23 protein-coding genes are annotated in these 25184 nt (G+C 41.3%); 3 read left to right on the top strand and 20 right to left on the bottom strand.

The features are described 5' to 3' along the window. Positions 1-369: 369 nt before the first annotated feature. The 4 genes from mngB to A3I5_RS0102185 are packed head-to-tail and all read right to left on the bottom strand — an operon-like array spanning position 370 to position 4982. Positions 370-3033, bottom strand: a complete 2664-nt coding sequence (gene mngB, locus A3I5_RS0102200; RefSeq protein ID WP_018372987.1) for a mannosylglycerate hydrolase — start codon at positions 3031-3033, stop codon at positions 370-372. A gap of 57 nt (positions 3034-3090) precedes the next feature. After that, positions 3091-4185 (bottom strand): PTS fructose transporter subunit IIC, encoded by a 1095-nt coding sequence (locus A3I5_RS0102195; protein ID WP_018372986.1) that lies wholly within the window; start codon positions 4183-4185, stop codon positions 3091-3093. A gap of 22 nt (positions 4186-4207) precedes the next feature. Continuing rightward, complete coding sequence (locus tag A3I5_RS0102190) at positions 4208-4525, bottom strand: PTS fructose transporter subunit IIB (RefSeq protein ID WP_018372985.1); 318 nt, start codon at positions 4523-4525, stop codon at positions 4208-4210. Between the two features lies 1 nt (position 4526). Further along, the gene (locus tag A3I5_RS0102185) at positions 4527-4982 is read right to left on the bottom strand and encodes a PTS sugar transporter subunit IIA (RefSeq protein ID WP_018372984.1); all 456 of its coding nucleotides are present in this window, start codon (positions 4980-4982) and stop codon (positions 4527-4529) included. Positions 4983-5183: 201 nt separating this feature from the next. Here A3I5_RS0102185 and A3I5_RS0102180 point away from each other — a divergent pair, with 201 nt between their 5' ends. Beyond that, positions 5184-7109, top strand: coding sequence for a BglG family transcription antiterminator (locus A3I5_RS0102180; RefSeq protein WP_018372983.1), 1926 nt, complete (start codon positions 5184-5186; stop codon positions 7107-7109). A gap of 389 nt (positions 7110-7498) precedes the next feature. On the opposite strand, the gene gshAB is transcribed toward A3I5_RS0102180, so the two are convergent. The 12 genes from gshAB to A3I5_RS0102125 form a co-directional block, all read right to left on the bottom strand. After that, positions 7499-9757 carry a bifunctional glutamate--cysteine ligase GshA/glutathione synthetase GshB gene (gene gshAB, locus A3I5_RS0102175; protein ID WP_018372982.1) on the bottom strand — a complete coding sequence of 753 codons (2259 nt, stop codon included), beginning with the start codon at positions 9755-9757 and terminating at the stop codon, positions 7499-7501. 324 nt (positions 9758-10081) lie between these two features. After that, complete coding sequence (gene smpB / locus A3I5_RS0102170; protein ID WP_018372981.1) at positions 10082-10549, bottom strand: SsrA-binding protein SmpB; 468 nt, start codon at positions 10547-10549, stop codon at positions 10082-10084. Next, positions 10512-12860, bottom strand: a complete 2349-nt coding sequence (rnr, locus tag A3I5_RS0102165; protein WP_018372980.1) for a ribonuclease R — start codon at positions 12858-12860, stop codon at positions 10512-10514. The genes smpB and rnr overlap by 38 nt, the downstream gene beginning before the upstream one ends. 328 nt (positions 12861-13188) lie before the next feature. Further along, positions 13189-13422 carry a preprotein translocase subunit SecG gene (gene secG / locus A3I5_RS0102160; RefSeq protein ID WP_018372979.1) on the bottom strand — a complete coding sequence of 78 codons (234 nt, stop codon included), beginning with the start codon at positions 13420-13422 and terminating at the stop codon, positions 13189-13191. A gap of 45 nt (positions 13423-13467) precedes the next feature. Next, the gene (gene rpmG / locus A3I5_RS12195) at positions 13468-13617 is read right to left on the bottom strand and encodes a 50S ribosomal protein L33 (RefSeq protein WP_083903279.1); all 150 of its coding nucleotides are present in this window, start codon (positions 13615-13617) and stop codon (positions 13468-13470) included. A 41-nt stretch (positions 13618-13658) separates the two neighbouring features. Next, positions 13659-15143 (bottom strand): helicase HerA-like domain-containing protein, encoded by a 1485-nt coding sequence (locus A3I5_RS0102155; protein ID WP_018372978.1) that lies wholly within the window; start codon positions 15141-15143, stop codon positions 13659-13661. 56 nt (positions 15144-15199) lie between these two features. Next, positions 15200-15796 (bottom strand): dephospho-CoA kinase, encoded by a 597-nt coding sequence (gene coaE / locus A3I5_RS0102150; protein WP_040834483.1) that lies wholly within the window; start codon positions 15794-15796, stop codon positions 15200-15202. Further along, entirely contained in the window at positions 15793-16614 is an 822-nt protein-coding gene (mutM, locus tag A3I5_RS0102145) for a DNA-formamidopyrimidine glycosylase (RefSeq protein WP_018372976.1), read from the bottom strand. The genes coaE and mutM overlap by 4 nt, the downstream gene beginning before the upstream one ends. Positions 16615-16893: 279 nt before the next feature. Beyond that, the gene (locus A3I5_RS0102140) at positions 16894-17439 is read right to left on the bottom strand and encodes a histidine phosphatase family protein (RefSeq protein WP_145955164.1); all 546 of its coding nucleotides are present in this window, start codon (positions 17437-17439) and stop codon (positions 16894-16896) included. A gap of 15 nt (positions 17440-17454) precedes the next feature. Further along, positions 17455-17913, bottom strand: coding sequence for a GNAT family N-acetyltransferase (locus A3I5_RS0102135; RefSeq protein WP_282705047.1), 459 nt, complete (start codon positions 17911-17913; stop codon positions 17455-17457). Beyond that, positions 17910-18383: an 8-oxo-dGTP diphosphatase gene (locus A3I5_RS0102130; protein WP_018372973.1), complete on the bottom strand. Its 474-nt coding sequence runs from the start codon at positions 18381-18383 to the stop codon at positions 17910-17912. Before A3I5_RS0102130 ends, A3I5_RS0102135 begins: the two co-directional genes overlap by 4 nt. Positions 18384-18729: 346 nt before the next feature. After that, positions 18730-19206 (bottom strand): NUDIX hydrolase, encoded by a 477-nt coding sequence (locus A3I5_RS0102125; protein ID WP_018372972.1) that lies wholly within the window; start codon positions 19204-19206, stop codon positions 18730-18732. A gap of 221 nt (positions 19207-19427) precedes the next feature. Between A3I5_RS0102125 and asnA the strand changes: the two genes are divergently transcribed. Beyond that, positions 19428-20420 carry an aspartate--ammonia ligase gene (asnA, locus tag A3I5_RS0102120; protein ID WP_018372971.1) on the top strand — a complete coding sequence of 331 codons (993 nt, stop codon included), beginning with the start codon at positions 19428-19430 and terminating at the stop codon, positions 20418-20420. A gap of 438 nt (positions 20421-20858) precedes the next feature. Here asnA and A3I5_RS0102115 read toward each other — a convergent pair whose 3' ends face one another. From A3I5_RS0102115 to ybeY, 4 genes are all read right to left on the bottom strand, one after another. Continuing rightward, a complete protein-coding gene (locus A3I5_RS0102115) occupies positions 20859-21476 on the bottom strand; it encodes a histidine phosphatase family protein (protein WP_018372970.1) in 618 nt (205 codons plus the stop codon). Between the two features lie 293 nt (positions 21477-21769). After that, entirely contained in the window at positions 21770-22666 is an 897-nt protein-coding gene (gene era, locus A3I5_RS0102110) for a GTPase Era (protein WP_026216879.1), read from the bottom strand. A 351-nt stretch (positions 22667-23017) separates the two neighbouring features. Next, a complete protein-coding gene (locus A3I5_RS0102105; protein WP_018372968.1) occupies positions 23018-23422 on the bottom strand; it encodes a diacylglycerol kinase family protein in 405 nt (134 codons plus the stop codon). Continuing rightward, on the bottom strand, positions 23406-23900 hold the full coding sequence (gene ybeY / locus A3I5_RS0102100) for an rRNA maturation RNase YbeY (RefSeq protein ID WP_018372967.1): 495 nt from the start codon (positions 23898-23900) through the stop codon (positions 23406-23408). Before ybeY ends, A3I5_RS0102105 begins: the two co-directional genes overlap by 17 nt. 195 nt (positions 23901-24095) lie before the next feature. On the opposite strand from ybeY, the gene A3I5_RS0102095 reads away from it, so the two are divergent. Continuing rightward, on the top strand, positions 24096-24932 hold the full coding sequence (locus A3I5_RS0102095) for a Cof-type HAD-IIB family hydrolase (RefSeq protein ID WP_018372966.1): 837 nt from the start codon (positions 24096-24098) through the stop codon (positions 24930-24932). Positions 24933-25184: the final 252 nt, after the last annotated feature.

The following is a 25184-nucleotide window of genomic DNA, read 5'->3' as shown; positions in this document are numbered from 1 at the left end:
TTCTGTGAAGGCAAAGCTCTTCCTGTCTCTGTTACAACCTTTTGATTACGCCTAACATGGACTCTACGCATGCTAAACCACCCTTCATCCTAGAAAATCAAGGATCGACACCTACCTTTCGTTTGGCATAAACACATGCTCCTCATTCGCTTACTAGTTCTTCTTTGACAAGCTCTTTGAAATAGTTCCAAGTGGGATTATAATGAATTTGTTTGAGATTTCCCTTTTCCACTCACGATGGTTTGTCCAGTTCCTCGCTTTCCTAGATAGGGGATAACTTCGTAAATTTTGAAACCTCACTCAAATCCATACTTGTCTGTTCTCTGAGGATAGTTTCTATACTACTTCTCGATCAAATCTCCATGAGTGTTAGAATTCAACGTATAAGGTGATAAATTTATTATGCCCCAACTCTGATAATACCATTTTTTGTGGATTAACAACTTGTTTAGTATCCTCTTTCAAGTCGACAAGTTCAATAACTGTTGGCTTATTATAAAAACTAATACTGATGTTATTGGTATTCTTATAATCCCCATTGAATAAACGAATAATGTACCCGTCTTTTTTCTCAGCTTTCTTCACTACGCTTAAAACACCATCTCCATCAATACTAAATATTGAGTATTCCATCGGTAAATACTTTTTAACATCAAACTGTGTAAAGCGCAAGCGTGTATTTAAGTAATCTGAATATTGATAGACCTGAACATCTTTCAAATAGTTACTAACAACTGTTGCAAGCTTGTAGCTATTCATATCACCTTGATAATAAATCGCTGAAAACTCAAAATTCATTACTTTATGGCACTGAGCGTCTGGAGTCGTAATAACTGTCTCTCCCGATGCGCGACCTGGGCGGTACAAAAGATTTTCTCGTCCCATATATCCATATGTTCTAAAGAGTGTCAAACGTATCTTATCAAAGTCATCACCAATAATTTCATATTCTCTTACGCCTTTAGGAATTACTGCAACCCCTCTATCTTCATTATCAAGTGTAACATATGACTGACATGTTTCAATCGCAATAGGTACCTCATTCCATTTCTCTGGCTCTTTTTCCCATAGCTTCATTTCTTCCCTTACCACCGGACGTTTTATAGAACCAAATTGGTGATCAGCTTTTGAGAATTTAGATGCAATTTCACTATTAAATAGCACACACATACGATGACTATCGACAAAGCGATTATCAACAGTAAATCCAAACTCGATGACTGGTGAACCAGATTTTAATGTTACTGTTAAACGAACTGGTAATTTACTGTTTCTCAACCCTTTTGCACGGTTTTCAAGATTTTCTGGAACCATAAATTCATAAGTAAGGGTCATGTTTTGAATGATATCTGAACCGGTTACTTGAACCTCCGGTGTAAACTCTGATGATTCCGTTATTAAGTCTTTTCTTGGTGGAGAATAGTTGAACGAATCACCATCATCACCATTTTCTTGTAAAACTGCTTGATTTTTGTATAGTTTACCAGACTCTTTATCAAGGATATCTAAAGTATTATTAGAGTTAACTAAAATACTGTAAAACTCATTTTCAATTACTTGATAGGAACCAACTTCTTGTTTATGATGACTATCATGAGATAAATCAAGATAAAAATTCTTATATCCAAAAGTCGGTAAATTATCAAATGCAATAGCAATCGCTACTTTATAAACTTTCTCTGGTTTATAAGTATCTCTAGCAGAATCTAAAACATTTCCTTGTCCCAAAATGTAATCTGTTTGGTCTTCGTATGAGGTAATCGTGTACACATACTCATTTCCAGCCTCATCTTTAATCGCAAAATCAAGCTGTGGGACGTAAAATTCTGTCTCAACAATACCTTTCTTGTGACGACCTGAGAGATTAAATGCAGTCGCTGTAATCGTCTCGTTACAATTCAAATGCATTACAATTTCACGCATTTTTAACTCTGCCAAGTTCTCTGCTAAATCACGTGCTTTTTTATATCGGAGATACACATCCTCATTTGTAGTATCCGAAACACATGAACCTATAGAATCATGAGCAGCATTCTCAAACATTAACTTCCATATTTCTTTTATAATTTCAACTGGATAATCAAAACCTAGATTCCAAGATAATGAAAGTAGTGGCTCAAGAACATTTACTAGGTAATTTTGAACTTGAGTATTTAATTTTTTTAAATCAGATCGAGAAGAGAAAATCGATTTATGGATACGCATTAACTTACCATTTAAAAGTTCTCCAGCAACTTCTTCTAGTTCAGGGTGTTGCTCCTTAATTGCTTTAATATAATCGATATAGGTAGAAATTTGAAAATCGTACTCATCCTGATAATTTTTTCTCATCCTTTCCAGCAATTCAACTAGATTTTCACGAGCCGGTGCTTGGTCAAATCCGTTAGGAAAAACTACTTGATTTGTTGTGCTTTTTGGCCAAATACGACTGTAAGGTTCCTTACGAAGATACTCTTTCAACTCATCTTCATCCTCAGGAATATCCCCACCTATATAGTAACCGGATTGAATTTGGTAGGCATTAACGACTGAACCATCCTCTCCTCGCCATTTAAACTCAGAATGTTGGACATCATCGTCACTTACTCCTCTCCAAAAAAGAGTGTCATCTATTCCAAACTCTTTATAAATTTGTGGCATAGCTGCGGACTGACCAAATGAATCTGGGACGTACCCAACATTCATATAACCTCCGAATTCCTCAGAGATATTCATCCCATAGAGCATATTTCGGACAATACTCTCTCCAGAAATAACCATTTGATCTGTTTGCGTATACCAAGGACCAATGATAAGTTTGCCTTCTTGAACAAGTTCTTTAATAACTTCCTTGTCCTCTGGGCACCATGCTAAATAGTCATCTAGTAATGAAGCTTGACCGTCTAAGGTATAGCGATCATAGCCATTATTATCTTTTAAAAGTTTTATAATCTTCTTAAGGTTGTTCATCAAATATATTTTTGAACGACTTGTTGTGAAGTACCATTCTCTATCCCAGTGAGAATGCGGTACGACGTGCACTGTTTTCTTCATGTTAAATCCTTTCTAAGAAAAAGCACATATCATGAGATATGTGCTAACAATACTGTATTACTCGAAACTAATTTCGATATCATCAACACCGATTTCTTCTGTTGAATTAGTCTCTTTAAAGTTAACCAATTTAGGAGCTACAAAACCAATGAATGCCGCACCTGCAAACAATCCAACTAGGTAAGCCCATCCGTTACCAACTGTAAAGAAGCCATATACTCCACCTACTGGCGGCATTTTATCGTACATTCCTAAAGCAATACCAATCGCTGATGCTAAGGCTCCACCAATCATATTTACTGGCACAAGTTTCAATGGATTAACCATTGTAAACGGAATAGCTCCTTCAGTAATTCCAATAAAGCCCATTACATAGTTATTCCGACTTGCATCAAGCAATTCATCACTCATCTTATCCTTGTGGAATAATGAAGCCAAAGCATATCCCATTGGTACAGCACAGATTGCTACATTAACGATAATTGCTGGTAAATAAATTCCTTCTGCTAACAATACATTACCTGCCATCCAAGAGGCTTTATTAATTGGGCCTCCCAGGTCGGAACCAATCATTGCTCCCATAATAAGCGCAAGAACAATCTTATTGACATCATTCTCAATCATTTCTTTAATCCAAGCAACGAGACTAGTATTTATTGCACCAAGAGGTCCAGCAAGCAGGACCCCCATCACTAGAGCAACTGACATTGTTGCAAAGAGTGGGAAGACAATCAAAGGTAAGATACCATTGTATTTTTCAGGAACTTTTACATTATTTTTGCACCAAACTACCACATAACCTGCAACAAAACCTGCAATCATTGCACCGAGGAAGCCTGCATTTGTTTTTGAAGCGATAGCTCCACCAATCAAACCTGCTCCAAGAGCAGCTTTATCAGCAATCGAATAGGCAATGAAACCTGCAAGTACAGTATTAATTAGTCCAATACCTGTCCAACCAACCTGTTCAATTTGATATAAATAGTGTTCAAATCCACCTGTCTCAGCGAATGGATCTAAACTTGTAATCCCCATAGCTAGAGCAATCATCTTAGGAATTGCTACTACTAATGATGCACCAATAATCATAGGGAGGGCATAACTAATCCCAGTCATCAAGTGACCTTTAGCATTATTTAGAAATTTTTTCATCTCTATATTCTCCTTATATTAATTAGTTTGATTTTGCTACTGCATCTGCACATTTAGTAAGGACTGCTTCAGGTGCTTTAATGCAAGTTGCAATATTGACACGAATTTGTTTTTTACCTTCGAAACGTTCTTGACCAACAATTTTCTGATCCGTTGCTAATAAGACAAAATCAGCTTCAGAAATTTCTTGTGGAGTAAGTTTGTTGACTTGTCCCATCGAACCTTGTTGTTCAATTCGAACTTCATGACCTAATTTGGGTCCAGCTTTTTCTAGTGCCTTAGCTGCCATTGGTGTATGGGCTAATCCTGCAGGGCAAGAAGTAATTCCTACAATTTTCATATTAATAAGCTCCTTCCATTGCTTTATTGATTTGTTTTTCCAATTCATCTATATCAGATGAGTTTTTAACTGAATTGGTAAATTCATCTTCTAGTAGAGACGTAGCAATTCTGCTTATCATTTCTAGGTGAAGAGTACCTTCAAACTTACTTGGTACTAGTAAAGCGAATACATTTGATACCGGCTTATCATCAAATGTCTCCCACTCAATAGGATTTTGTAATTTCAAAAAGAGCATCATTGGCAATTTTATAAAATCTGATTTTGCATGTGGAATAGCAAATGAATCTTGAAGACCTGTAGAAACTTCAGACTCCCTTTCTAAAAATGCATTGACCAACTTTTCTTTATCATCTACAATTTCATTTTTTAGAGCATAATTAGCAATTATGCCAAACAATTCAAGTTTATCTTTAGCATCTACATCTAATAAAATATTTTTTCTATCAAACTTCACATCTCTTCCTCCTTGCATTTACAAACTAATGATAACACCCAAAATAGGGGTTGTCACTAACACTTTTTTCCACTTTCCTCCTGGAAAAAATTAAAAAATATTTTACAATTTTTTCAACTTTTATTCGGAAAAAGGGTAAAAAGTCCTATAGAGGTTTTATGTTAAAATAAAGATACTGTATAAATTGAGGAGGTGTTTACCATGTCCATTTTTGACTATCAGAGACTTGATAATATTTTGAATCTTCTAGTACAAAGAGAAGAAGCTATTCATATTGAAGAAATCAGCTCATACTGTAATGTTTCCGACAGGACAATTCGCTCTGATATAAATACAATTAATGACTATATAGTTAAACATGGTGCACACATCGTCCTGATTCGTAAGCAAGGATATATTATTGAGTATAGTGATAAAAATGAGTTTGACACTTTCTGGAATAATCAAGATACAGGTACATTCTTATTTACGACTTCTACCTCCCGCTTAACTTATCTTATTAGGCTATTTTTGACAAACAATTCTTATATAACACAAGAATACCTACAATCCATCTTATTTGTTAGCCAAAATACTTTGTATAGTGACTTTCGAATCCTAAAGCAGTATTTATCTCCCTACAGTCTTAAAATTGCAAACAAAAGTAACTTGGGATATAGATTAGAAGGTGAAGAACAAAATATTAGGTCTGCCATCATTAACCTAATCTTCAAAGAAAACCTGACTGACTATTTGACTGGCTCAATTACAGTTGACAGAAATATATGTAATAACATCAGCTATAGACAATTTAATGATATCTTTTTAAACTATTTTTCAAATATGATTCACTTAGATTCGGATTATTTTTATCGCAATATTTTCTCTAGCTTACTTCTAGCAGCAAGTCGAGTAAAATCTGGGCACACACTAAAAAACTTTAATCAGAGCATAAAATTAGATAGGCACTCAGCCAAAATTGTTGAGAATTTTATTCAAGAAGTAGAGAGTGAGTTTAATTTAATTTTTTCTGATATGGAAAAAGACTACCTGCAGTTTTGTATAGCAGAAAACTATCCTAATTTTATTGACGATAGTTTAACCAAATCTAACCAACAATTAGCTGAAGAGATTGTAAAAACAATTCAAAATTTCTTGAAGTCCCTAAGTAGTTCAGCTTGGGTACTTGATAGCTCTTTAGAAAAAAATCTACTTGAGCATATTAAGCTATTTCTTAAGGTACAGGTCATTAAGGGGAATAGAAATAATCCCCTTCTTGAAACTATAAAGAACAGTTTCCCCTATGCGTTTGACTTAGCAATTAATTGTAGTCAAGAGATTGTTCGTAACTATAATATTCATTTTTCTGAGGATGAGATTTCTTACATTGCGCTCCATTTTGCTAATGCAATTGAACGTGATAGCACTTCTACACTTAAACAACTTTCTTTAGCAATAATATGTGGTAATGGAAGAACATTTAGCTCAATCATAGAGGCTAAAATAAAGCGACATTTCCCAAATCGCTTCGCAAAAATTGTAAAATTTTCTTATTCTACCTTCCAAAATACGGAGGACCTTGAAAAATTTGACATCATCATCTCTACAGTTCCGATAAAAACTTCAGACTTCCCAGTTATCCAAATAAATATTGATGATTTAGATACTTCAATGAATCAAATCGAAAATAAACTTTCTGAATTGAATTTCTTAGAAAGTAACGATGATCTTTTCTCAATAAATAGGTTTTTAGTCCTTGAAGAAAGAACAAAAAAAGAAGATGTCTTACATTTATTAAATAATAAATTACTAGAACAAGGACTAGTAAATTCTAATTTCTTGAAGGATATTCAAAAGCGTGAAGAAATTTCTTCCACAACCATTTCTGATTCTATCGCAGTTCCTCACCCATTAGGTGACAGTGTTATAAAAAGCTCTATCTTTCCAGTTATTGCACCAAAGGGAATTATCTGGGATGACAAAATAGTAAAATTTGTCTTTCTGTTCGCAATCAACTCAGAAAATTCTAATCAAATGCAACAATTTTATGATCAGTTATTAGATTTTATCAGTTCTGATAAACTTCAGACAAAACTTTTAAAAGAGGCAAACTACCAAACATTTATGGATATATTCTCATTAAACTGATTTTATTACAGTATCTGTAAACAGTACAAAAGGACTCATGCACTCTGAGTCCTTTTGTCTCTTATACTGATTCTAATTTAATGGCTAATATATACCGTTATTGATTTGATAGTAGCTACTGTCAAAGAATTGATTCCATCATAGAGATGATCCATCACCGCTTCAAGAGATGAAAAGATCTGATTGATATCCTGATTGTCTCCAAAACTTGCACAATGGGATTCGCCTCTGGTGTGTAGTGCTAAATAAACAAGAGTTTAATATTATATTTTACACTGTAGAAAAGTATGTGTACTATTTCTACAGAAATTTCTGAAGGTGTATTAGTTAAACACCTAGCAGAACAGTTGATAGACTATTTGCAAGTGGAATGTCTATACTGCAACTATCTAGTTTTTATCCCACGGATATTCTGGGTAAAGCATTTTGAGCACATCAGTTGTCAGGCGATGGGACTGGCCGACTGCTGGGAAGATATGCATCATCATCATGGGATTAAAATTGGCTTCAATAATCCCGTAGCTCTGCGAGTTACTGTCCACTGGTAGACTGATGTCAGGAATGATCAGATCCACTCCGCAAACTTTTGCTCCTATGGCAGACGCAATAGCCACTGCGATGTCCTTGTAAGACGGATGCACAGCATCAGTCATGTCAATAGAATCACCACCTGTGCTGATGTTAGAATTCGCTCGCAAATAAACCATTTTGCCACTTGGAATCACACTGTCAACAGTATAGCTCTGAGCCTTGAGCTGTAGGCGTTCTAAAGCTCCAAGCTCGATTTGCTTAAGTGGTGTAGATTTACCATCGCCTCGTAGGAGGTTATCATTCTTAGCAGCGACCAGTTGACTTACCGTTGACACACCGTCTCCCGTGACATTCGCTGGCACGCGCAGGAGGACAGCCTTTGTCTCCCCATCTAGGACAAAGAAACGGTATTCCGTTCCAGCAAGAAAGTCCTCAATCATGACCTCGCTGTCTTCTTTCAAAGCCAGTTCAATGGCTTCCAAATAATCAGCCTTGTCGTTCACTCCTTGCTCAAAGATACTGATTCCTAGTCCATAATTGGTCGATTTGGGTTTTATCACGATAGGCCTATTTGCTACCAAGCCAAAGGAGCGTTCAGCTTCAAAACGACTCGTTACCTGAATACTGGCTGGAACAGCAAAGCCTGCCTGAGTCAGTATCTTCTTGGTCACGACTTTATTTTCCATGATAAGAGGGGAAATATAGCTATCTTGACTGGTCATATTGCCATTCTTGACATACTCGATATGTTTGCCAAAAGTCAGCTTGACAAATTGATCGCGCTCATCTAGAATTTCTAATTGAAAACCGTACTGAATAGCATCTGCCAGAAAAGCCTGAGTCGAGAGCTCCATCTGAGCATAAGCTTGGAGACCAAAAGGGCGTTTCATAACTTTTGACTTGTAAGTCTTGGCTAAATTGAGGCCAACAGCTAACAAACTTTCCTGATCTTGACAGGTCTGCCAGAGTTGGCCTCCAACTGTTTTTTCAGGCTGTCTCAGCTGGGAACATTTGGTGGCCAAAAGTTCACGATCGCTATCTGGTAGGTCGAGGAGCTCTGCCATTTCCGACAAAATTTTAAAAATCTGCTCAGCCTCTGCTAAGTCAAGCGCTGAATCAAGTGGATGCGCCAAGGCTGTTTCTTCCTTGAGAGAAAATCCTACACGATAATCTGGAGTTTCCTCCATCCAAAGTAGCCCCATGAGAAAGAGATGAATAAAGCGAGCATCCTCAGCAGTGATGCCATAAGGCGCAAAAGGGTTGAGGTCAAAGAGGCGGAACTCCAGATATTGAATCCCCTTTGTCGGAAAATCACGGACTGTCTTGGCTCCACGAAAGCGAACACTTTCGTAAAATTCCTTTTCTGCAATAAGCTGCCCTGTGTCAACCAGCTGGCGAAGATCTGAGATGTAAGCGTCCAAACTGTCAAAGGAAACCGAAATCTCAGGAGCATTGGCATAACCAAAACGACTAGCACGCAGAGAACGAACAGGTTTGCTCAAAACCTCCCCATTCCTAAAATAAGCATCAGGCGCAAAAGGTGATGCCCCAAGCAGGTAAACCAGAAGCCACTGGTAACGCAAAAATTGACGCGCAAGCTTCATATAGACCCGGTTACGAAGATCGACTAAGGACTCGCCCTCCTCTGCCAGCTTTTTCAAAAATTCTGTCGTCAGGCCAAAATTATAATGAATGCCAGACACCATTTGCTTATATTTGCCGTATTTTTCAGTCAAATATTCCCGATAATGACGGTCTTCATCTGCCATCTGGGCTTCTAAAATCGTATCTTCTGAAGGCAAGAGTGCTGGTACTGAAAAAGGCCAAAGCAGCTCGCTTTCAGGTAACTGCTGTAAGGTCACTTCATGGACTGCGCCTAAAAAGCGAAGTGCCTCTGCTGATGACTCACAGACCGGTGTAATCAGCTCCAACTGCGACTCCGCAAAATCTGTCTGAATATAAGGATGAAAAGTCCGAGATCCAAAAGCTTTGGGATGCCGTGTTTGGCTAATGTTTCCTTGTAGATCGATCCGTTGACCTTCCTTTTCAATCCCAATCGTAGCTTGAGAAAATAAGGCTTCCAGCCCCTTTTCCAAAATGGCCTTTTTCAGTGACATACTATTTCCACCTAGTTTATATCGTTATCATTAACTTATCAAAAAGAAGCTGGAAAAGCAAAAATTTTTGAACAAAATAGAAAATGATTAAACGGGCCAACTGAAAAGTCAAAATCTAACAAATAAAAAGGCTAGCAAAAAGGCCAACCTCACCACTCATCGTTTGCGTCAACATCTCAACGCAGTGGTTGGGAGTAAGACCTGTTGACCCGCCAACTTAGTCTTACCCCTGCAAAGATCATTAGGCGCTTTAACGACAATGAACCACTGCTGATTAGGCTCTAATACATTGATAATCCCGTTTCAATCGACTATAACTTCTGATTACCGTCCATTGAAGTTCTTCATCTGGCGTTTGATATCACGGTCTTGCTCGCGTTTTTTGATGGAATCGCGCTTGTCGTAGTCGTGTTTCCCCTTAGCGAGCCCCAAAAGAACTTTGGCGTAGCCGTCCTTGAGGTAGACCTTGAGCGGCACTAGTGTCATGCCTGAACCTTTGAGCTCCTGCTCTAAGGCATTGATTTGCTTGCGGCGTAATAACAACTTTCGAGTCCGCTCAGGATCCTGATTCCAAATATTCCCCTCATCATAAGGGGCGATATGGACATTGCTGAGCCAAGCTTCCCCCCGCTTAATTTGTGCAAAGCCGTCCTTAAGCTGAATGCGAGCCGCACGTACGCTCTTAATCTCCGTCCCTGTCAGAACCATGCCCGCTTCAACAGTATCTACAATGGTGTAATCATGGCGCGCTTTTTTATTTTGCGCGACGACCTGTCCTTCGCCTTTTGCCATGTGTTCCTCCTTTTTTGGCTATTTCTTTGTAAAAGGGTTTCTTGCCTTTTTTCTTGCTGGCTGCCTTCTTGTTTTTCTGCCCGCCCTTACTCTTGGTGGCATCGGACCGAGACGAGACTGGTCTTCTGCGGCGGGTTTCTTGCCGGTCCTTGCCTAATTTGGTGCGTTTTTCCACCACATCCACATCTGACGGTACCCACTCAAAGTCAATCTCACCAGTTGATTTTTCAGCCTTGATCAATTTGATACGGACTGGCTGACCAACTCGGAAAACGACACCTGATTTTTCCCCTTGGAGGGTCATCGTGCGTTCGTTGTAATGAAAATATTCTGGCAAATTGGTCACATGGATAAGCCCTTCAACTGTATTTGGTAACTCGACAAAAAGTCCAAACTTCACAACACTTGAGACAACCGCATCAAATTCGTCACCGACAAAGTCCTGCATAAACTCAGCTTTCTTCATCGCCTCAACCTCACGCTCGGCATCAATCGCCCGGCGTTCGAGTCGGCTAGACTGGCTAGCAACCTCAGGAACAACAGCTGCGAAGTGATCGACCGTTTCTTGCGCAGCTTTTTGCCCATAATCCCGTAGCATTCGATGGACCATGAGATCAGGATAGCGGCGAATCGGGCTGGTGAAGTGGGTATAATAGTCTGCAGCTAAGCCGTAGTGTCCGTGATTATGCTCGGCATAACGCGCCTGCTGCATAGAACGTAAGAGCATCATAGAGAGAACTTCGCTGTTTGGCTGACCAGCCACCTTGGCCATAAAGTCCTGAAGAGCTTCTTGACCAATCTGACTAGCAGTTCCTCGGATAGGAATCCCAAACGTCGCGGCATAATCCATAAAGGTCTGGAGTTTCTCGGCCTTTGGCTCTTCATGAATTCGGTAGATAAACGGTAGCTCTAATCTATCAAAATGCTCAGCTACCGTTTCATTAGCTACCAGCATAAAGGACTCAACCATGCGCTCCGCAATACCGCGCTGGCGCAGAGCGATATCCACAGGCTTACCAAGCTTGTTGACCAGAATTTTAGCCTCTTTGGTATCAAAGTTAAGAGCTCCTCGACGGGTTCGCATGTTTTCCAAAATCTTATGAAGCTTGACCATAAGCTCAACAGAGACCACAATCTTAGCAAACTCTGACAAGGTTTCCTGATCACCTGCAATCATATCATTCACTGCACTATAGGTCATACGGTAGGTTGTCTTGATGATTGTCTGAGCCAGCCGGTAGTTAACCACGCGCCCCTTGTCATTGATTTCCATAATGGCTGACTGGGTCAAACGATCCACATTAGGATTGAGCGAGCAAATGCTATTAGACAACCGCTCTGGCAGCATCGGTACCACGCGGTCCGTCACATAAACAGAGGTCCCTCGATTAAGAGCTTCCTGATCCAGAGCAGAACCTTCCTTAACATAGTAAGACACATCAGCAATGTGAACTCCAAGCTCAAAGTGGCCATTGGGCAGCTCTTTAATATGAATAGCATCATCCAAGTCCTTGGCATCTGCACCATCGATGGTAAAAATGATCTCATCTCTCAGATCCAAACGCCCCTTGAAATCTTCCTCCGTCGGCTTATCTGGAATGGCAGCAGCCTCTGCTAACACAACCTCTGGAAATTCTGAAGCGATATCCATACTCTCCAAGATTTCCAAAACATCAATCCCTGGGTCGTCCACATGTCCCACCACTTCCCGTAATTCTGCCACAAAGAAGTCATGGTGACGGGTCGGATACTTGACAATGTCAACCTTAATCACCTCTGTCCCCTTAAAGACAAGAGCAGGCTTTTTGACATAGATCAGCTGGGAAATCTTTTGGTTTTTACTGCGAATATAACCAACGTATTTAGGCTTTTCATCGTCAAGAACAAGAGTGCCAACCGCAGTGGTCAGACTGTGCTCCAAAACATCAACAATCCGAGCCTCTGCCACTGTTCCTTTGAGACGGTCAGCAGGCTTCGTTACAACAAGCTCAACGGTGTCACCATCAATGGCATATCCCACATCATTGCGCCCAACGAAGACCTCCTCATCACTATCTTCTAGTTTGACAAAGCCAAAGCCACTCTTGTGGGCAGAAAAATGCCCTTTCAAGGTTATCGGCTTAGCCTTTTTCTCTCTGAGATCGATAGTCCCATCCTTTTTGAAAGTCAATTGCCGCTGAGATTCCATCCTAGAAACCGTCTTGACCAGCTCTGTGAAACCTTTGGCAGACGATTGTCCCAAGGCTTCCGCCAAGGCGTCCATGGTCATGGCACCTTGATCCTTTAGTAAGTTTAAAATATCTGTTTTCATGTATCCTTTCTCTGGGCGCAAAGCCCGACGACTAAACCAAACCTATCCAGAATCTGTCATCCAGCAAGGGCCCGCTGTTTCAAAATCCATCAATTGCAAGAGTGCCGCACCAAACAAGTTCAGTGCCAAGGACCTCTAGAGATGCTAATCCCCTTCGAAAATCAAACGAACAGCTCGGCACCTCGTCTTGATGAACACGTTCTGCATTGCTCATAACTGTCTTCCATTCGCTTGTTTTTAAGAATGAGCTCGACTGTTATGAGCCATGGCTCCTCAATCCTTTTCTTCTGGCAAAATAGAAAAGGACCTGTTCGGCCCTTTGTCTGCTTTATTGACTTGAAATAATGGCCAAAGCTAGAGCAACTGCTAACCAGAGAAAAATCAAAATCCCTGTCAAACGTTGCATCACTGCTTCAAAACCACGCGCTTTGGTACGCTCGAAAAGCGCACCAGAACTAGCATCAAAAACGTTTGAAGACTGGTTTTTGGTTGGCTGCATAAAAATCACAATCACAGTAATAACCGATAAAATTAAGAAAACTGTTAATAATAAGTTGTACATAGTCGTCACTTTCTAAAATCAATTCTCCCTATTTTACCACAAAAGCTATTTACTTTCAATATGCAAGGTTACTTTTCTTTCCTTTGGGCAAAATTTGGGAACTTGAATTTTTTCAGGATGGGTCTTGTTGTTCTTACTGGTCAAGTAGTTTAGTCGGCCACATGTACTGCATTTCAAATTGATCTTAACTCGCACCTGTCGCTCACCTTCTGTATATCATCTGTCAGATAGGAAGTCTAGCGCTTACCGCGTAGACTTCCCAAAATACCTCTAGCCAGCTCGCGACCAATCGTTCGCACAGCTGAGTTGATAAAGCTATCTGTCGCTTTCTCAACAGCAGTACGCGGGCGGCGAGTGCTACTGACGCGCTTTTGCTCTTTTTCAAGAGCCTTGCGTTCTTTTTCAAGACGTGCTTGCTCTGCTGCCATAGCCTTATCCTGCTCATCCTTCAAAATTTTGGCTGCTAATAATTCGAAAGCTGATTCTCGATCCAAGGTCTCGCGGTATTTCGCGTCCAGCGGCGACTGGTTAATCAGCCCTTGGATAGTCATAGCATCTACTGTACCAAAACTGCTGAGCGGCGGAAAGACAAAAGCGCGTTCCACCACACTAGGTTGCGCGGATTCATTAAGGAAGGAAATCAGTGCTTCACCAACTTCCAGCTCAGTAATGGTCGTTGTCACATCAAGCTCTGGATTTTGACGGAAAGTCTCAGCAGCAGTCTTAACCGCCTTGAGTTCCTTTGGCGTGTAAGCTCTAAGCGCATGCTGGACGCGGTTACCAAGTTGAGCCAAGACTGCCTCAGGTAAATCGATCGGATTTTGCGTCACGAAGAAGACACCGACCCCCTTAGAGCGAACCAAACGAACGATTTGTTCGACCTTGTCCACGAAGACCTTAGGAGCATCCTTAAAAAGAAGATGGGCCTCGTCAAAGAAGAAGACCAATTTAGGTTTGTCCACATCACCTACTTCTGGTAACATTTCGTAGAGCTCTGCCAACATCCAAAGAAGAAAAGTCGAGTAAAGCAAGGGTGACTGGAAAAGTTTATTGGCACTGAGAACATTAATTATCCCTCGACCATCAGCGTCTAACTGCATAAAATCAGCCAAATTCAGCCCTGGTTCTCCAAAGAAGATATGACCTCCCTCTTGCTCCAAAGCCAACAGGCTACGCTGAATCGCACCGACCGTTGCCTTAGCAATATTGCCATAAACACCTGTATACTCCTTGCTGTTATCAGCCAGCTCCCGCAAAATCGCCTGTAAATCTTTAAGATCAATCAAAAGCCAGCCCTTCTCATCTGCAATCTTAAAGACAATGTTAAGGACACCTGTTTGCGTATCATTGAGGTTCAAAAGGCGAGATAAGAGCATGGGCCCCATCTCAGAAACCGTCGTCCGCACAGGATGCCCCTGCTCTCCGAACACATCCCAAAGGCGTACAGGAAAAGCTCGTGGTTCAAAATCTGTGATGCCTAATTTTTCTAAGCGAGCGGCCAATTTTTCAGTTACTTCACCCGGCTTGGCAAGACTAGTCAAATCTCCCTTAATATCTGCTAAAAAAACAGGCACACCAGCCAAACTCAACTGCTCGGCAATGACCTTGAGTGTTACAGTCTTACCAGTACCTGTCGCCCCTGCAATCAAGCCGTGACGATTAAGCATGCCGAGCTCCATTTCAATGGGAATTCTCCCTTTAGCCACTTGAATCCTTGTCATAAGATCTCCTTCATTTAAAACCTGTTCTTTTCCCACTATTATACCAGAAATTCCGCCTAAAAAAGCGATAGGGCATCCAAAGCTTTATCCAGTTGCTTATAGGTTTCGTACCGTCTGCCGTTATTGTCAATGACCAGGTCAGCACGATCTCGTTTCTCAGATAGAAGACCTTGTGAAGCTAGGCGTTGTTGAGCCTCAATCGCTGTCAACCCGTTTCGTACCATCAAGCGTTCTAACTGGACTTTTCGATCAACATAGATAACCCAAACAGCATCAAACCATCCTTCGTAGCCAAGCTCATAAAGCAAAGGAATGTCCATGAAAAAGACGTCTTCTTCCTGAGCTAAACGCTCCTTGCGAGCGGCCAACTCCTCACGAATAATCGCATCTTGAATTCGAGAAGACTGCGCTTTATTTTCCTCATTGGAAAAGATAAGCTCGGCTAGCTTTTCTCGGTTCAAATCTCCTGATTCTGTCAGAATCTCCTGACCCAACCAGTCTACAAGAGCATAATAAAGTTTTCCACCCTTGGCCTGCAATTCATGCACCACCTGATCTGCATCAATAATGGTATAGTCACGTCCACGCAGGTAATCGACCACTGTTGACTTGCCAGAGGCGATACCGCCTGTAATGCCGATAATCTTGCTCATATCTTTTGACACCGCGGGCAGAAATGACTGCCCCGCCCTCCTACTTTAATTTTCCAAATAGCGGTTCCGCAACGCTCGCAAGGCTGACCTGTCCGACCGTAAACCTTGAGAAAATCCTGCATAGTTCCATCTTCTCCTAGAGCATTGCGATAGGTCCTAATAGTTGACCCCCTCTTTTCTACACCCAGCTGCAAAATCCGAATCGTCTCATCGTGGAGCCGCTTGATCTGCGCTTTTTTGAGTGTCGCTACCACTGTCTCAGGGTGCACACGCGCCGCCCAAAGGACCTCATCCACATAGATATTCCCCAGACCAGCCACTAAGCTCTGCTCTAAAAGGTAAGGTTTGATTTTCTTTTTGGAAGATAGCAGAGCTGACTCAAACGGCTCAAGTTTGAAATCTTCCCTCGTTGGCTCAGGACCAATTTTCTTCTGAGCAAAGAATACCTCTAAATCAGTCTTTCTGATCAACTCCAGAGTGCCAAACTTGCGGACATCCTGATAAACCAAGGTCGCCCCATCATCCAGCCTAAAAAAGACATGAAAGTGCTTATTATCAGGCACCTGATTGTCAAAAAGTAAGTATTTTCCTTCCATCCTTAGATGAGAAATCATGAGACATTCGTCCAGCTCAAAAATGAGGTATTTCCCCCGACGAGCAAGGCTCTGGATAGTCTGACCAGCAACTGTTAAGCAAAAAACTTCTGGTTCAGGCGTTACCATCCGAGGCACACGGACATCAACCGAAGCAATTGTCCGCCCCAGAACCAATTTTTCCAAACCACGACGCACCGTTTCAACTTCAGGTAATTCAGGCATAAGACTCCTTCCTTATATTTCTAATCTATCAGAGGGAATGGGCACTCCAACCAACTAAAAAATTGTTTTGTCATTTTCAGGCTCAGACTGGGAGTTGATAGACAAGCTCACTGCAACAATCTGCTTTTACTGTCTAAGAATGATAGAGCGTTAGACTTTTCCCAGCCCAAGATTATTTGATGGGAGCTCTGTTTTCGATAATCAAGGGATTTTAGGAAAAAATAACAATGACTAGCGAAAAAATAATCTTGAATGAAAGTGTTGAAGAATCACTTGTTTTTAAAATTCCAAAGCCACCATTTGCCCGTGTGATACAGGATAGTCAACTCTTTTGTTCGTAAATGGACGATTGTTTTCTAAACACAAGATAGCATTGATGACGCCACCATGTGTCACCAACAAACTCTGGTCTGGCGCAGCTTTTTTAAACTCAAACCAAGCACTCTTGATTCTTTGAAAAAAAGTTGCTGGGCTTTCCCCATTTGGATAGGTCTGTTCCTCCGCCAATGTCCGCCAATAAAAACCCGGAAACTGCTCTTGAAAAGCCTCAAAGGTCAAGTCCGCCAAATCACCATTGTTCGTTTCCCGAAACTGCTCCATAAAGGTAATCGGAAGCAACAAAGCTTCTGAAAGAATTTCAGCAGTCTGCTTGGCCCGCAAAAGGTCACTCGAAAAAAGATGCTTGATATTCTCCTGAAAAGCCAACTGACCAGCAATTTCTTGAATGTGAATCTTACCAGCAGTCGTCAAAGAACTCTGACTCCAACCTCCTAAATAGGTCTCATCATCTTGCCCATGACGCATGAGATATAGTCTTTTTCCCACAAAATCCTCCACACGCTAATCTGCCGCCGTATCCATGAGATAATGAACCGTTCGAGACACTTCCTGAAACCCTAAAGACTGATGAAAAGCCTGACTCACTTCATTTGCGAGCTCACAGTTAGAAGCCAATTGCTGCAACCCTTGCTGACGCGTCCAAGCCTTGGCATAATCAACCATGGCGCTGGCTAAGCCTTGTTTTCGGTAATTCGGCAAGACGTAAATGCCCTCCAAAAAGGCCGTAGGTCTGTTATGACTTCCTTCTACATAATCTTGACGTAGAGACAAACTGATAAACCCCACAGCATCTTCTCCTTGCCAGTAAAGAAATTCATAGGGAAATTGACCTGCCAAAAAGGCTTGCCTAAGTGTTTCGGAGTTTGAATGCCAAACCCGCGCAGCCAGTTGTGCCCAAGCGCTAACCGTATCCTCAGTCACTGGTCTGATTGTCATCACCCAGCTCTCCTTTCTTCTCACAGAAAAATCCGCTGTAAAATCCCTGCCTCATCGCGCTCATAAAAAAGCTCTGAGGCATCATTATTAAAATAAAAATCTAAAATGTCAGCCATCGAATCCGCCAAGGCAACCTTGCCAGCCTGAATATCCTCACGACTGACCCAAACAACTTCACCTTCAATAGACGGCTGAATATCACCTGTAAACTCAGAAGTACGGTAGAGAAAAACCAGATAACGGATCTCATCCCCTCTAGTATGGAAATGTTTGACCCCAACCAACTTCGGATTAAAGATAGTAAGCCCCGTCTCTTCATAGATTTCACGGATGACAGAGGCTTGCAGGCTTTCCTTTTCTTCAATGTGCCCGCCGGGTAGTGCTGCCCCATCCCATGCATAGCGCTCAGGGTCACGGATCTGCATGACAAAACGCCCTTGATCGTCCTCCACTAAACACATATTCGTTAAGATCACTTGAGAATCTCTCGCCATTTTTTCTCCTTATACTTGCTTGCTAACTTTCATTATACCATAAAGTAAAAGCTCGCGCCTTGCTAGCAGACACGCGAAGAAAAGGTGATTGGAGACGATTTTGAAAATAGCAAGTAGACAGTTTAACGACTGATGATATGATTTCCTCTAGAATATCATAAAACAGGCAGAACAATGACAAATGCTAACCGAGAAAACAGGTTCGAGTTGTTTGGAAATCACCCAAGTTCCGGCAAGTCCAATCCTTTTAAAAATGTCAACTTTATCCTGCAGAAATAAAAAAGAAGATCTGCTCATCGCAAACCTTCTTGGTTATCGTGTTTTTGTTATCAGCTAGATGAACTCTCTAATTCCCCAATGCGAAAGTGTCTGCAAAATATTCAGCAATCATTCGTCTATGCTTGTCAAAGACAGGCTCTAGCTCAGCAATTTCTGCCTCCGAATAGAAGCCCACTTCTAAAGTTTCTCCATTGTGAAAATCTGTGATGTCAAACGCCTCAAGCGCTTTGACTTCATAGAGGATGACAACAGTCTGGACCTCATCACCATTGGGATAATGGTTTTCATCCTTGGTGTAGACGTTGAGAAGACGCGTGGCCTCAACCTTGATCCCCGTCTCTTCAAAAAACTCCCGCTCACAAGCCTCTTTTGAGCTCTCACCCAATTCCATCGCTCCTCCTGGGAGGCCGTAGCTGCCAAAGTCACTGCGTTTTTGCAGTAAAATTCTACCATTTCCATCAGCAAGAATACCGCCCGCAAAATTCAATATGATCTTGTCATGCCCAACCTTAGAGCGAATATAGGAAATATAATCTTGAGTCATAAAGCCTCCTTGGATAAGCTAAAAAGCGCCTAGTTCTGTGATTTTTATTATAGCATATTTCACAAAGGTTTTATTTCTTAAAACTGTTTTGTACTTCTTTCAACTTCTAAAACGATTTTTCAATTATTGACAGAAAATTTTAAAACTTCCTTCATTAATACTTTTCATATCATTCATTTAGCGCTATAATAGAATTAATTTTTATTGAAGGACACACCACTATGAAAAAAAGTTTTATTCATCAGCAAGAAGAAATCTCTTTTGTCAAAAACACCTTTACCCAATATTTGAAAGATAAGTTGGAAATCGTTGAAGTTCAGGGACCCATCCTTAGCCGTGTGGGCGATGGCATGCAGGACAATCTCTCAGGCGTCGAAAATCCCGTTTCCGTCCATGTCAAGCTCATTCCAGAGCATACATTTGAGGTTGTGCATTCTCTTGCTAAGTGGAAACGACACACCCTGGCCCGCTTTGGCTTTAATGAAGGTGAGGGGCTCTTTGTCCACATGAAAGCTCTGCGACCTGACGAGGACGATCTGGATCCGACACATTCCATTTATGTGGATCAGTGGGACTGGGAAAAGGTCATTCCAGATGGCAAACGTAACCTAGCCTACCTCAAACAAACTGTCGAGTTGATTTACAAGGCTATCCGCTTAACTGAGCTAGCTGTCGAAGCCCGCTATGACATCGAATCAGTCCTCCCAAAGCAAATTACATTTATCCATTCAGAAGAACTGGTCGAGCGCTATCCTGATTTGACTCCTAAAGAGCGAGAAAAAGCCATCACCAAAGAATTTGGCGCTGTCTTTCTGATCGGAATCGGTGGTGAACTAGCCGATGGCCAACCGCATGATGGCCGTGCTCCTGACTATGACGACTGGACAACTCCAACTGAAAATGGTTACAAAGGGCTCAATGGCGATATCCTCGTTTGGAATGAGGCTTTGGGATCTGCTTTTGAACTTTCTTCTATGGGAATCCGTGTCGATGAAGACGCCCTCAAACGCCAGTGTGCCATTAAGGGAGACGAAGACCGTCTGGAATTAGAATGGCATCGTGCCCTGCTCAACGGTCTCTTTCCGCTGTCCATTGGCGGCGGTATCGGCCAATCCCGTCTAGCCATGTTCCTTCTCCGTAAAAAACATATCGGCGAAGTTCAATCTAGCGTCTGGCCAAAGGCTGTTCGTGCCGAATTTGACAATATCCTTTAAGGTATCAATAACTGTAAAAAGACTATTTCAGATTATCATAGTATCTCCATTTGCCAAATATGCCAACCATTTTTAAACAATAGACTTGTTCGGAAACCGAAAATGTTTTAAAAGACAGACTTCTCCATCATCTAAGCAAGATGATTGTCATAACAATTTAAAAATCTTGAACGATAATTTATGAAAAGAGAACAACTTTTTAATGAGTTTCTGAACAAGTCTAATATAAAGCCATTATCTGGTTTAATCGCATACTGTTTTCAAACCAAGTTGCCCCTAATATTATGATATTGAAAATGACTGTCTTACAAGGGCAGTCATTTTCTTGGTTTACAATTCTGTAATCTTATCTTCCATGATACGCTAGAATAAAGTTCGGGCAATAGTTTCACAAAGACAACGTGTCATCTAGCATGCTTTTCTTGAAACAAAAGGGTATCATTCTTGGTTCGGTCGAATGTAAGACATATCACTCATGCTTTTAATAACACGTTTTCCTTGTTTTTCAAGCAAGAGACTAACACCACCTGAATTGCCATATAAATCAGCACGATTCAAAAATTCAGGTTCTAATCCTAACCACATAGCATTAAAGAGACTGAGCAAATCCCCATGGGAGACTAAGATAATATTTTCATGAGGTTGATTCAAAAGCTCATCATAGAAAGGCTTGAGACGATTCCAAGCTTCTCGTCTCGTTTCAGCATCTGAAAAAAGCCGGCTATCAATGTCCGTTTCATGAGATTCGATATTATCTTTCAGCCACTGTACTGATTGCCCACAAGCTCTACCGAGATTTCGCTCTCGTAAGGCTCCTGACAAATGGATTGGAATACCAAAAACATCTCCTATAGCTTGAGCTGTTTGCTTCGCCCGCTTCAAATCAGAACTGTACAATGTAAAATTAACATCTGGATAGTCTGCCTTTAACCTTTTAGCAATTCGCTCCGCTTGCTCTTTACCAGTCGCAGTCAACTCCCAATCGGTCCAAGACCCAATCATACCATTGGTATGGTGAACAGACTCCGTATGTTGAACTGTTATAATGCGTCTCATGTTTTATCCTCTAAAAATAAAGTAGGAATAGACAAAAAATCGTATGCTGAGGAGTGATGCTTCAATAGTTCACACAGTTGAGTAAGACTATAAAAACTGCTTTGATAACAAATAATAGTCTACTCATAGGATAACCGTATGAAGAAATTCTCTCCTAGTTTTCCTAAACTGAATAGGCAGAAATATTACAAAGCAACAAAAACTAGTCATAAAATTTAAAGAAAATCTCCCTTTTCTCACTCATTTTTTCACACCGATTTTCTATCGAAATATTGGTAGAGTTGGCACACAGCTTAATATTCTTTCTGATTATAGCCAAAATCTGCCAAGTCTAGCTTTTTGTCACGCCAGTTCTTTTTGACTTTAACCCAGGTTTCAAGGAAGACCTTGTCACCCAGCATGAGTTCGATATCACGACGGGCCATAGAGCCAATTTTCTTGAGCATGCTGCCTTGTTTCCCAATGATAATCCCCTTTTGGCTGTCGCGCTCTACCATAATAGTTGCACGAATATGAACCTTATCAGTCGCTTCGTCGCGCTTCATAGAATCAACGACAACAGCAACAGAGTGAGGGATTTCTTCACGGGTCAGGTGCAGCACTTTCTCACGAATCATTTCGGATACTAAGAACCGCTCTGGGTGGTCTGTAATCTGGTCTTCTGGGAAATATTGATACCCCTCAGGGAGGTTTTCTTTGAGAATTGCCATCAGTCGGTTAACATTGTTCCCCTGAGTAGCTGAAATCGGCACGATCTCCTTGAAGTCCATCTGGTCCTTAAAATCTTCAATTTGCTCCAAGAGCTGATCTGGATGGACCTTGTCAATCTTGTTGATGACCAAAATCACGGGAACTTTAGCATTCTTCAAGCGCTCAATAATCATATCATCTCCCTTACCACGCGCCTCGTCAGCCGGCACCATAAAAAGAACCGTCTCTACCTCACGCAGGGTTGAATAGGCAGACTCTACCATGAAGTCGCCAAGAGCTGTCTTGGGCTTGTGAATCCCTGGTGTGTCAATAAAGACAATCTGCTCAGTTTCAGTAGTGTAAATTCCCATGATTTTGTTACGGGTGGTCTGAGCCTTATCACTCATGATAGCAATTTTTTGCCCCATGACATAATTAAGAAAGGTTGATTTACCGACATTTGGTCGGCCTAAAATAGCTACAAAGCCTGATTTAAACATAGAATACAAAGGACAGCAAAAGCCAAGTGAAAACAGGAAACTAGCAGAAACGTCTCGGTTTTGTGACCGTTTATCTCGCCAAGATAGCATTTTTTGTCACCAGCTGAAGCAAGGCAAAAAGCAGGTATTTCAGTGACTTCAGCAGTCTCTCCAGACTGTCGGACACTTCCTTTTCAAACCCTGCCAATACGCATGATCTGCAATCTACTCACCAATTATGCAGAGCCAGACCAAGCGAGGTTCCTCTCCAACTGTGTCTTGTTCAATTAACACTTTTATCTTAGCTTCACTCAGCATTTTTCGTGTTCGATTAAAGAACACGGGCTGTCCTATCCTTTCATTTTATTTTTTTCAAAAAAGCAAGTTCCAAACTTTTGGCAAAAAGATAATGGCACCGGTCAAGAGGGCATACCCTGAGACAAAAAGAACTGCACCTGCTGCCATATCCTTAGCGTGCTTGGCTAGCATGGAAAAGTGATAGTCACTAGCCAAATCAACAACATTTTCGATAGCTGAATTGACGATTTCAAAGGCAATGACCAGACTAACCGCTAAAAGCAGAAAGAGCCATTCGATCGCTGATACTTGAAAGAGTAAGCCTAAGAGGACGACCAGTACTGCTGATACCCCATGCTTTCTCATGTTTCGCTCTTCTTTAAAAGCTGTCAAAAGTCCTGTGATGGCAAATTCCATACTGGTGATCAGGTCACGGTTTTTCCATTTTTTTCGAGAGTTGTTTTTATCGTGATAGTCCATAAGCACTCAAAATTTCTTCTTGGAGGCCAAACATCTCGGCCTCTTCTTCTGGAGTATAGTGGTCGTAGCCATTGATGTGAAGAAAGCCATGGACCGCTAAGAAGCCCATTTCCCGCTCAAAGGTATGGCCATAACTCTCAGCCTGCTCCCTAGCCTTATCGACAGAGATGTAAAGTTCTCCCAGATAGCTATCGAACTCCGCAATCATCTCAGCTAGCTCAGGGTTATCTTCCAAGTCTTCCTCCTCAAAAAAAATTTCAGAGTCTGGCTTGTACTCCAAGCTGACCACATCGGTCGGCTGATCCTTATCCCGATAGAGTTTGTTAATCTCTTGGATTCTGGCATTGTCCACGAAAGTCACAGCCATTTCTTTTTGCTGCTTGTCTAGACGCTTCGCCGCAAAATCCAGCAAAGCCAAAGTCTGATCCTGAATCGCCTTAGTCACCTGACCTGTTTCGTCATGCATTTCAACGTACATTTGTATTCTCGCTTTGATTTGATTAATTCCATTATATCACAGATAGCGCATTCTCGCTCAGTCTACCTGTTGGCTCACTCTAGTGATTTTTTGAAAATTATCATAGCATAGTATCAGTTTTCCCCCGTTTAATATCGGACACTGACTAAAATATCATTTATAATTAAAGAGTAATCAAACAAACAGAGGTGACCTATGTCTAAAATTCTATTTCTTGATGTTGACGGAACCATCGTTAACTACGAAAACCAAATCCCAGCTTCCACCATCAAAGCCATAAAGCTGGCCCGTAAAAATGGCCACAAAGTTTATGCCTGTACCGGTCGCTCACGTGCAGAGATGCAGCCTGAGCTATGGGACATGGGGATTGATGGCATGATTGGTGGCAATGGTAATTACATCGAGTCTGATGGCGAAGTTGTCTATCACAATAGTCTAACTTTGGAAGACTGTACTGCTATCGTAGACTATCTCCATGAGCACGGTCTTGAATTTTACCTTGAGAGTAACAGCGGACTTTACGCTTCTGAAAACTTTGAAGAGCGCTCGCTCCCTGTCATGCGCGAGTACGCTCGCCGTAAAGGATATGAAAATGCAGAAACTCTGATGACCAAGGACGCTCTGCACGGGATTGTTTTCGGTGAGACAAACCTCTACCGTGACGATGTTAACAAAATCTCCTTTATCTTGGAATCTTACCAAGATTATTTAGATGCCAAAGCTCATTTCACCAACTTTGAAGTCAACACTTGGGGCGGTAAGGGTGAAATTGCTCTTTTTGGAGATGTCGGTGTCAAAGATATTGACAAGGCTTTTGCCGTTGAACAATTGCTCAGTCATCTCCAAGCAGCACAAGTAGATACATTTGCCTTTGGTGACGCCAAGATTGACATCCCAATGTTCAATTACTGCGCTTATAGCGTTGCCATGGGAAGCGGTGGCCCAGAAGCTAAGGAAGCAGCTGATTACATCACTACAGGCGTTGATGAGGACGGTATCTACAATGCCTTTAAGCATTTAGGATTGATTTAAAAAACTAGTCCTTTCGGAGGCATTCAGCGCTTCGCTGGTCTCGCTTGCCTAACTGTGTAAGAGCTTGGCTAGGCCATGCAACTGTTTCGTCTTGTTCAGCCAACATTAAAATAGGAGTGGAAAGAACTCAAGCAATCAAAAAGAGTTCGTTTTCCCACCCCGTACAGTTGATTAGGGTTCTAAAGTTGATTATCCATGTATTAGAGCCTCATCAGCAGTGGTTCATTGGCGCTAAAGCACCTAATGATCTTT

It is taken from the genome of Streptococcus merionis DSM 19192 (assembly GCF_000380085.1).
Lineage (GTDB): Bacteria > Bacillota > Bacilli > Lactobacillales > Streptococcaceae > Streptococcus > Streptococcus merionis.
Note: the sequence above shows the minus strand (reverse complement) of the source record. Positions and strands in the feature narration are given on the sequence as shown.

Excerpts from the sequence above, each read along its gene's own strand:
- mngB (WP_018372987.1), bottom strand. The coding sequence starts at position 3,033 with ATGAAGAAAACAGTGCACGTCGTACCGCATTCTCACTGGGATAGAGAA.
- A3I5_RS0102195 (WP_018372986.1), bottom strand. The coding sequence starts at position 4,185 with ATGAAAAAATTTCTAAATAATGCTAAAGGTCACTTGATGACTGGGATT.
- A3I5_RS0102190 (WP_018372985.1), bottom strand. The coding sequence starts at position 4,525 with ATGAAAATTGTAGGAATTACTTCTTGCCCTGCAGGATTAGCCCATACA.
- A3I5_RS0102180 (WP_018372983.1), top strand. The coding sequence starts at position 5,184 with ATGTCCATTTTTGACTATCAGAGACTTGATAATATTTTGAATCTTCTA.
- gshAB (WP_018372982.1), bottom strand. The coding sequence starts at position 9,757 with ATGTCACTGAAAAAGGCCATTTTGGAAAAGGGGCTGGAAGCCTTATTT.
- smpB (WP_018372981.1), bottom strand. The coding sequence starts at position 10,549 with ATGGCAAAAGGCGAAGGACAGGTCGTCGCGCAAAATAAAAAAGCGCGC.
- rnr (WP_018372980.1), bottom strand. The coding sequence starts at position 12,860 with ATGAAAACAGATATTTTAAACTTACTAAAGGATCAAGGTGCCATGACC.
- secG (WP_018372979.1), bottom strand. The coding sequence starts at position 13,422 with ATGTACAACTTATTATTAACAGTTTTCTTAATTTTATCGGTTATTACT.
- A3I5_RS0102155 (WP_018372978.1), bottom strand. The coding sequence starts at position 15,143 with ATGACAAGGATTCAAGTGGCTAAAGGGAGAATTCCCATTGAAATGGAG.
- coaE (WP_040834483.1), bottom strand. The coding sequence starts at position 15,796 with ATGAGCAAGATTATCGGCATTACAGGCGGTATCGCCTCTGGCAAGTCA.
- mutM (WP_018372976.1), bottom strand. The coding sequence starts at position 16,614 with ATGCCTGAATTACCTGAAGTTGAAACGGTGCGTCGTGGTTTGGAAAAA.
- A3I5_RS0102130 (WP_018372973.1), bottom strand. The coding sequence starts at position 18,383 with ATGGCGAGAGATTCTCAAGTGATCTTAACGAATATGTGTTTAGTGGAG.
- A3I5_RS0102125 (WP_018372972.1), bottom strand. The coding sequence starts at position 19,206 with ATGACTCAAGATTATATTTCCTATATTCGCTCTAAGGTTGGGCATGAC.
- asnA (WP_018372971.1), top strand. The coding sequence starts at position 19,428 with ATGAAAAAAAGTTTTATTCATCAGCAAGAAGAAATCTCTTTTGTCAAA.
- A3I5_RS0102115 (WP_018372970.1), bottom strand. The coding sequence starts at position 21,476 with ATGAGACGCATTATAACAGTTCAACATACGGAGTCTGTTCACCATACC.
- era (WP_026216879.1), bottom strand. The coding sequence starts at position 22,666 with ATGTTTAAATCAGGCTTTGTAGCTATTTTAGGCCGACCAAATGTCGGT.
- A3I5_RS0102105 (WP_018372968.1), bottom strand. The coding sequence starts at position 23,422 with ATGGACTATCACGATAAAAACAACTCTCGAAAAAAATGGAAAAACCGT.
- ybeY (WP_018372967.1), bottom strand. The coding sequence starts at position 23,900 with ATGTACGTTGAAATGCATGACGAAACAGGTCAGGTGACTAAGGCGATT.
- A3I5_RS0102095 (WP_018372966.1), top strand. The coding sequence starts at position 24,096 with ATGTCTAAAATTCTATTTCTTGATGTTGACGGAACCATCGTTAACTAC.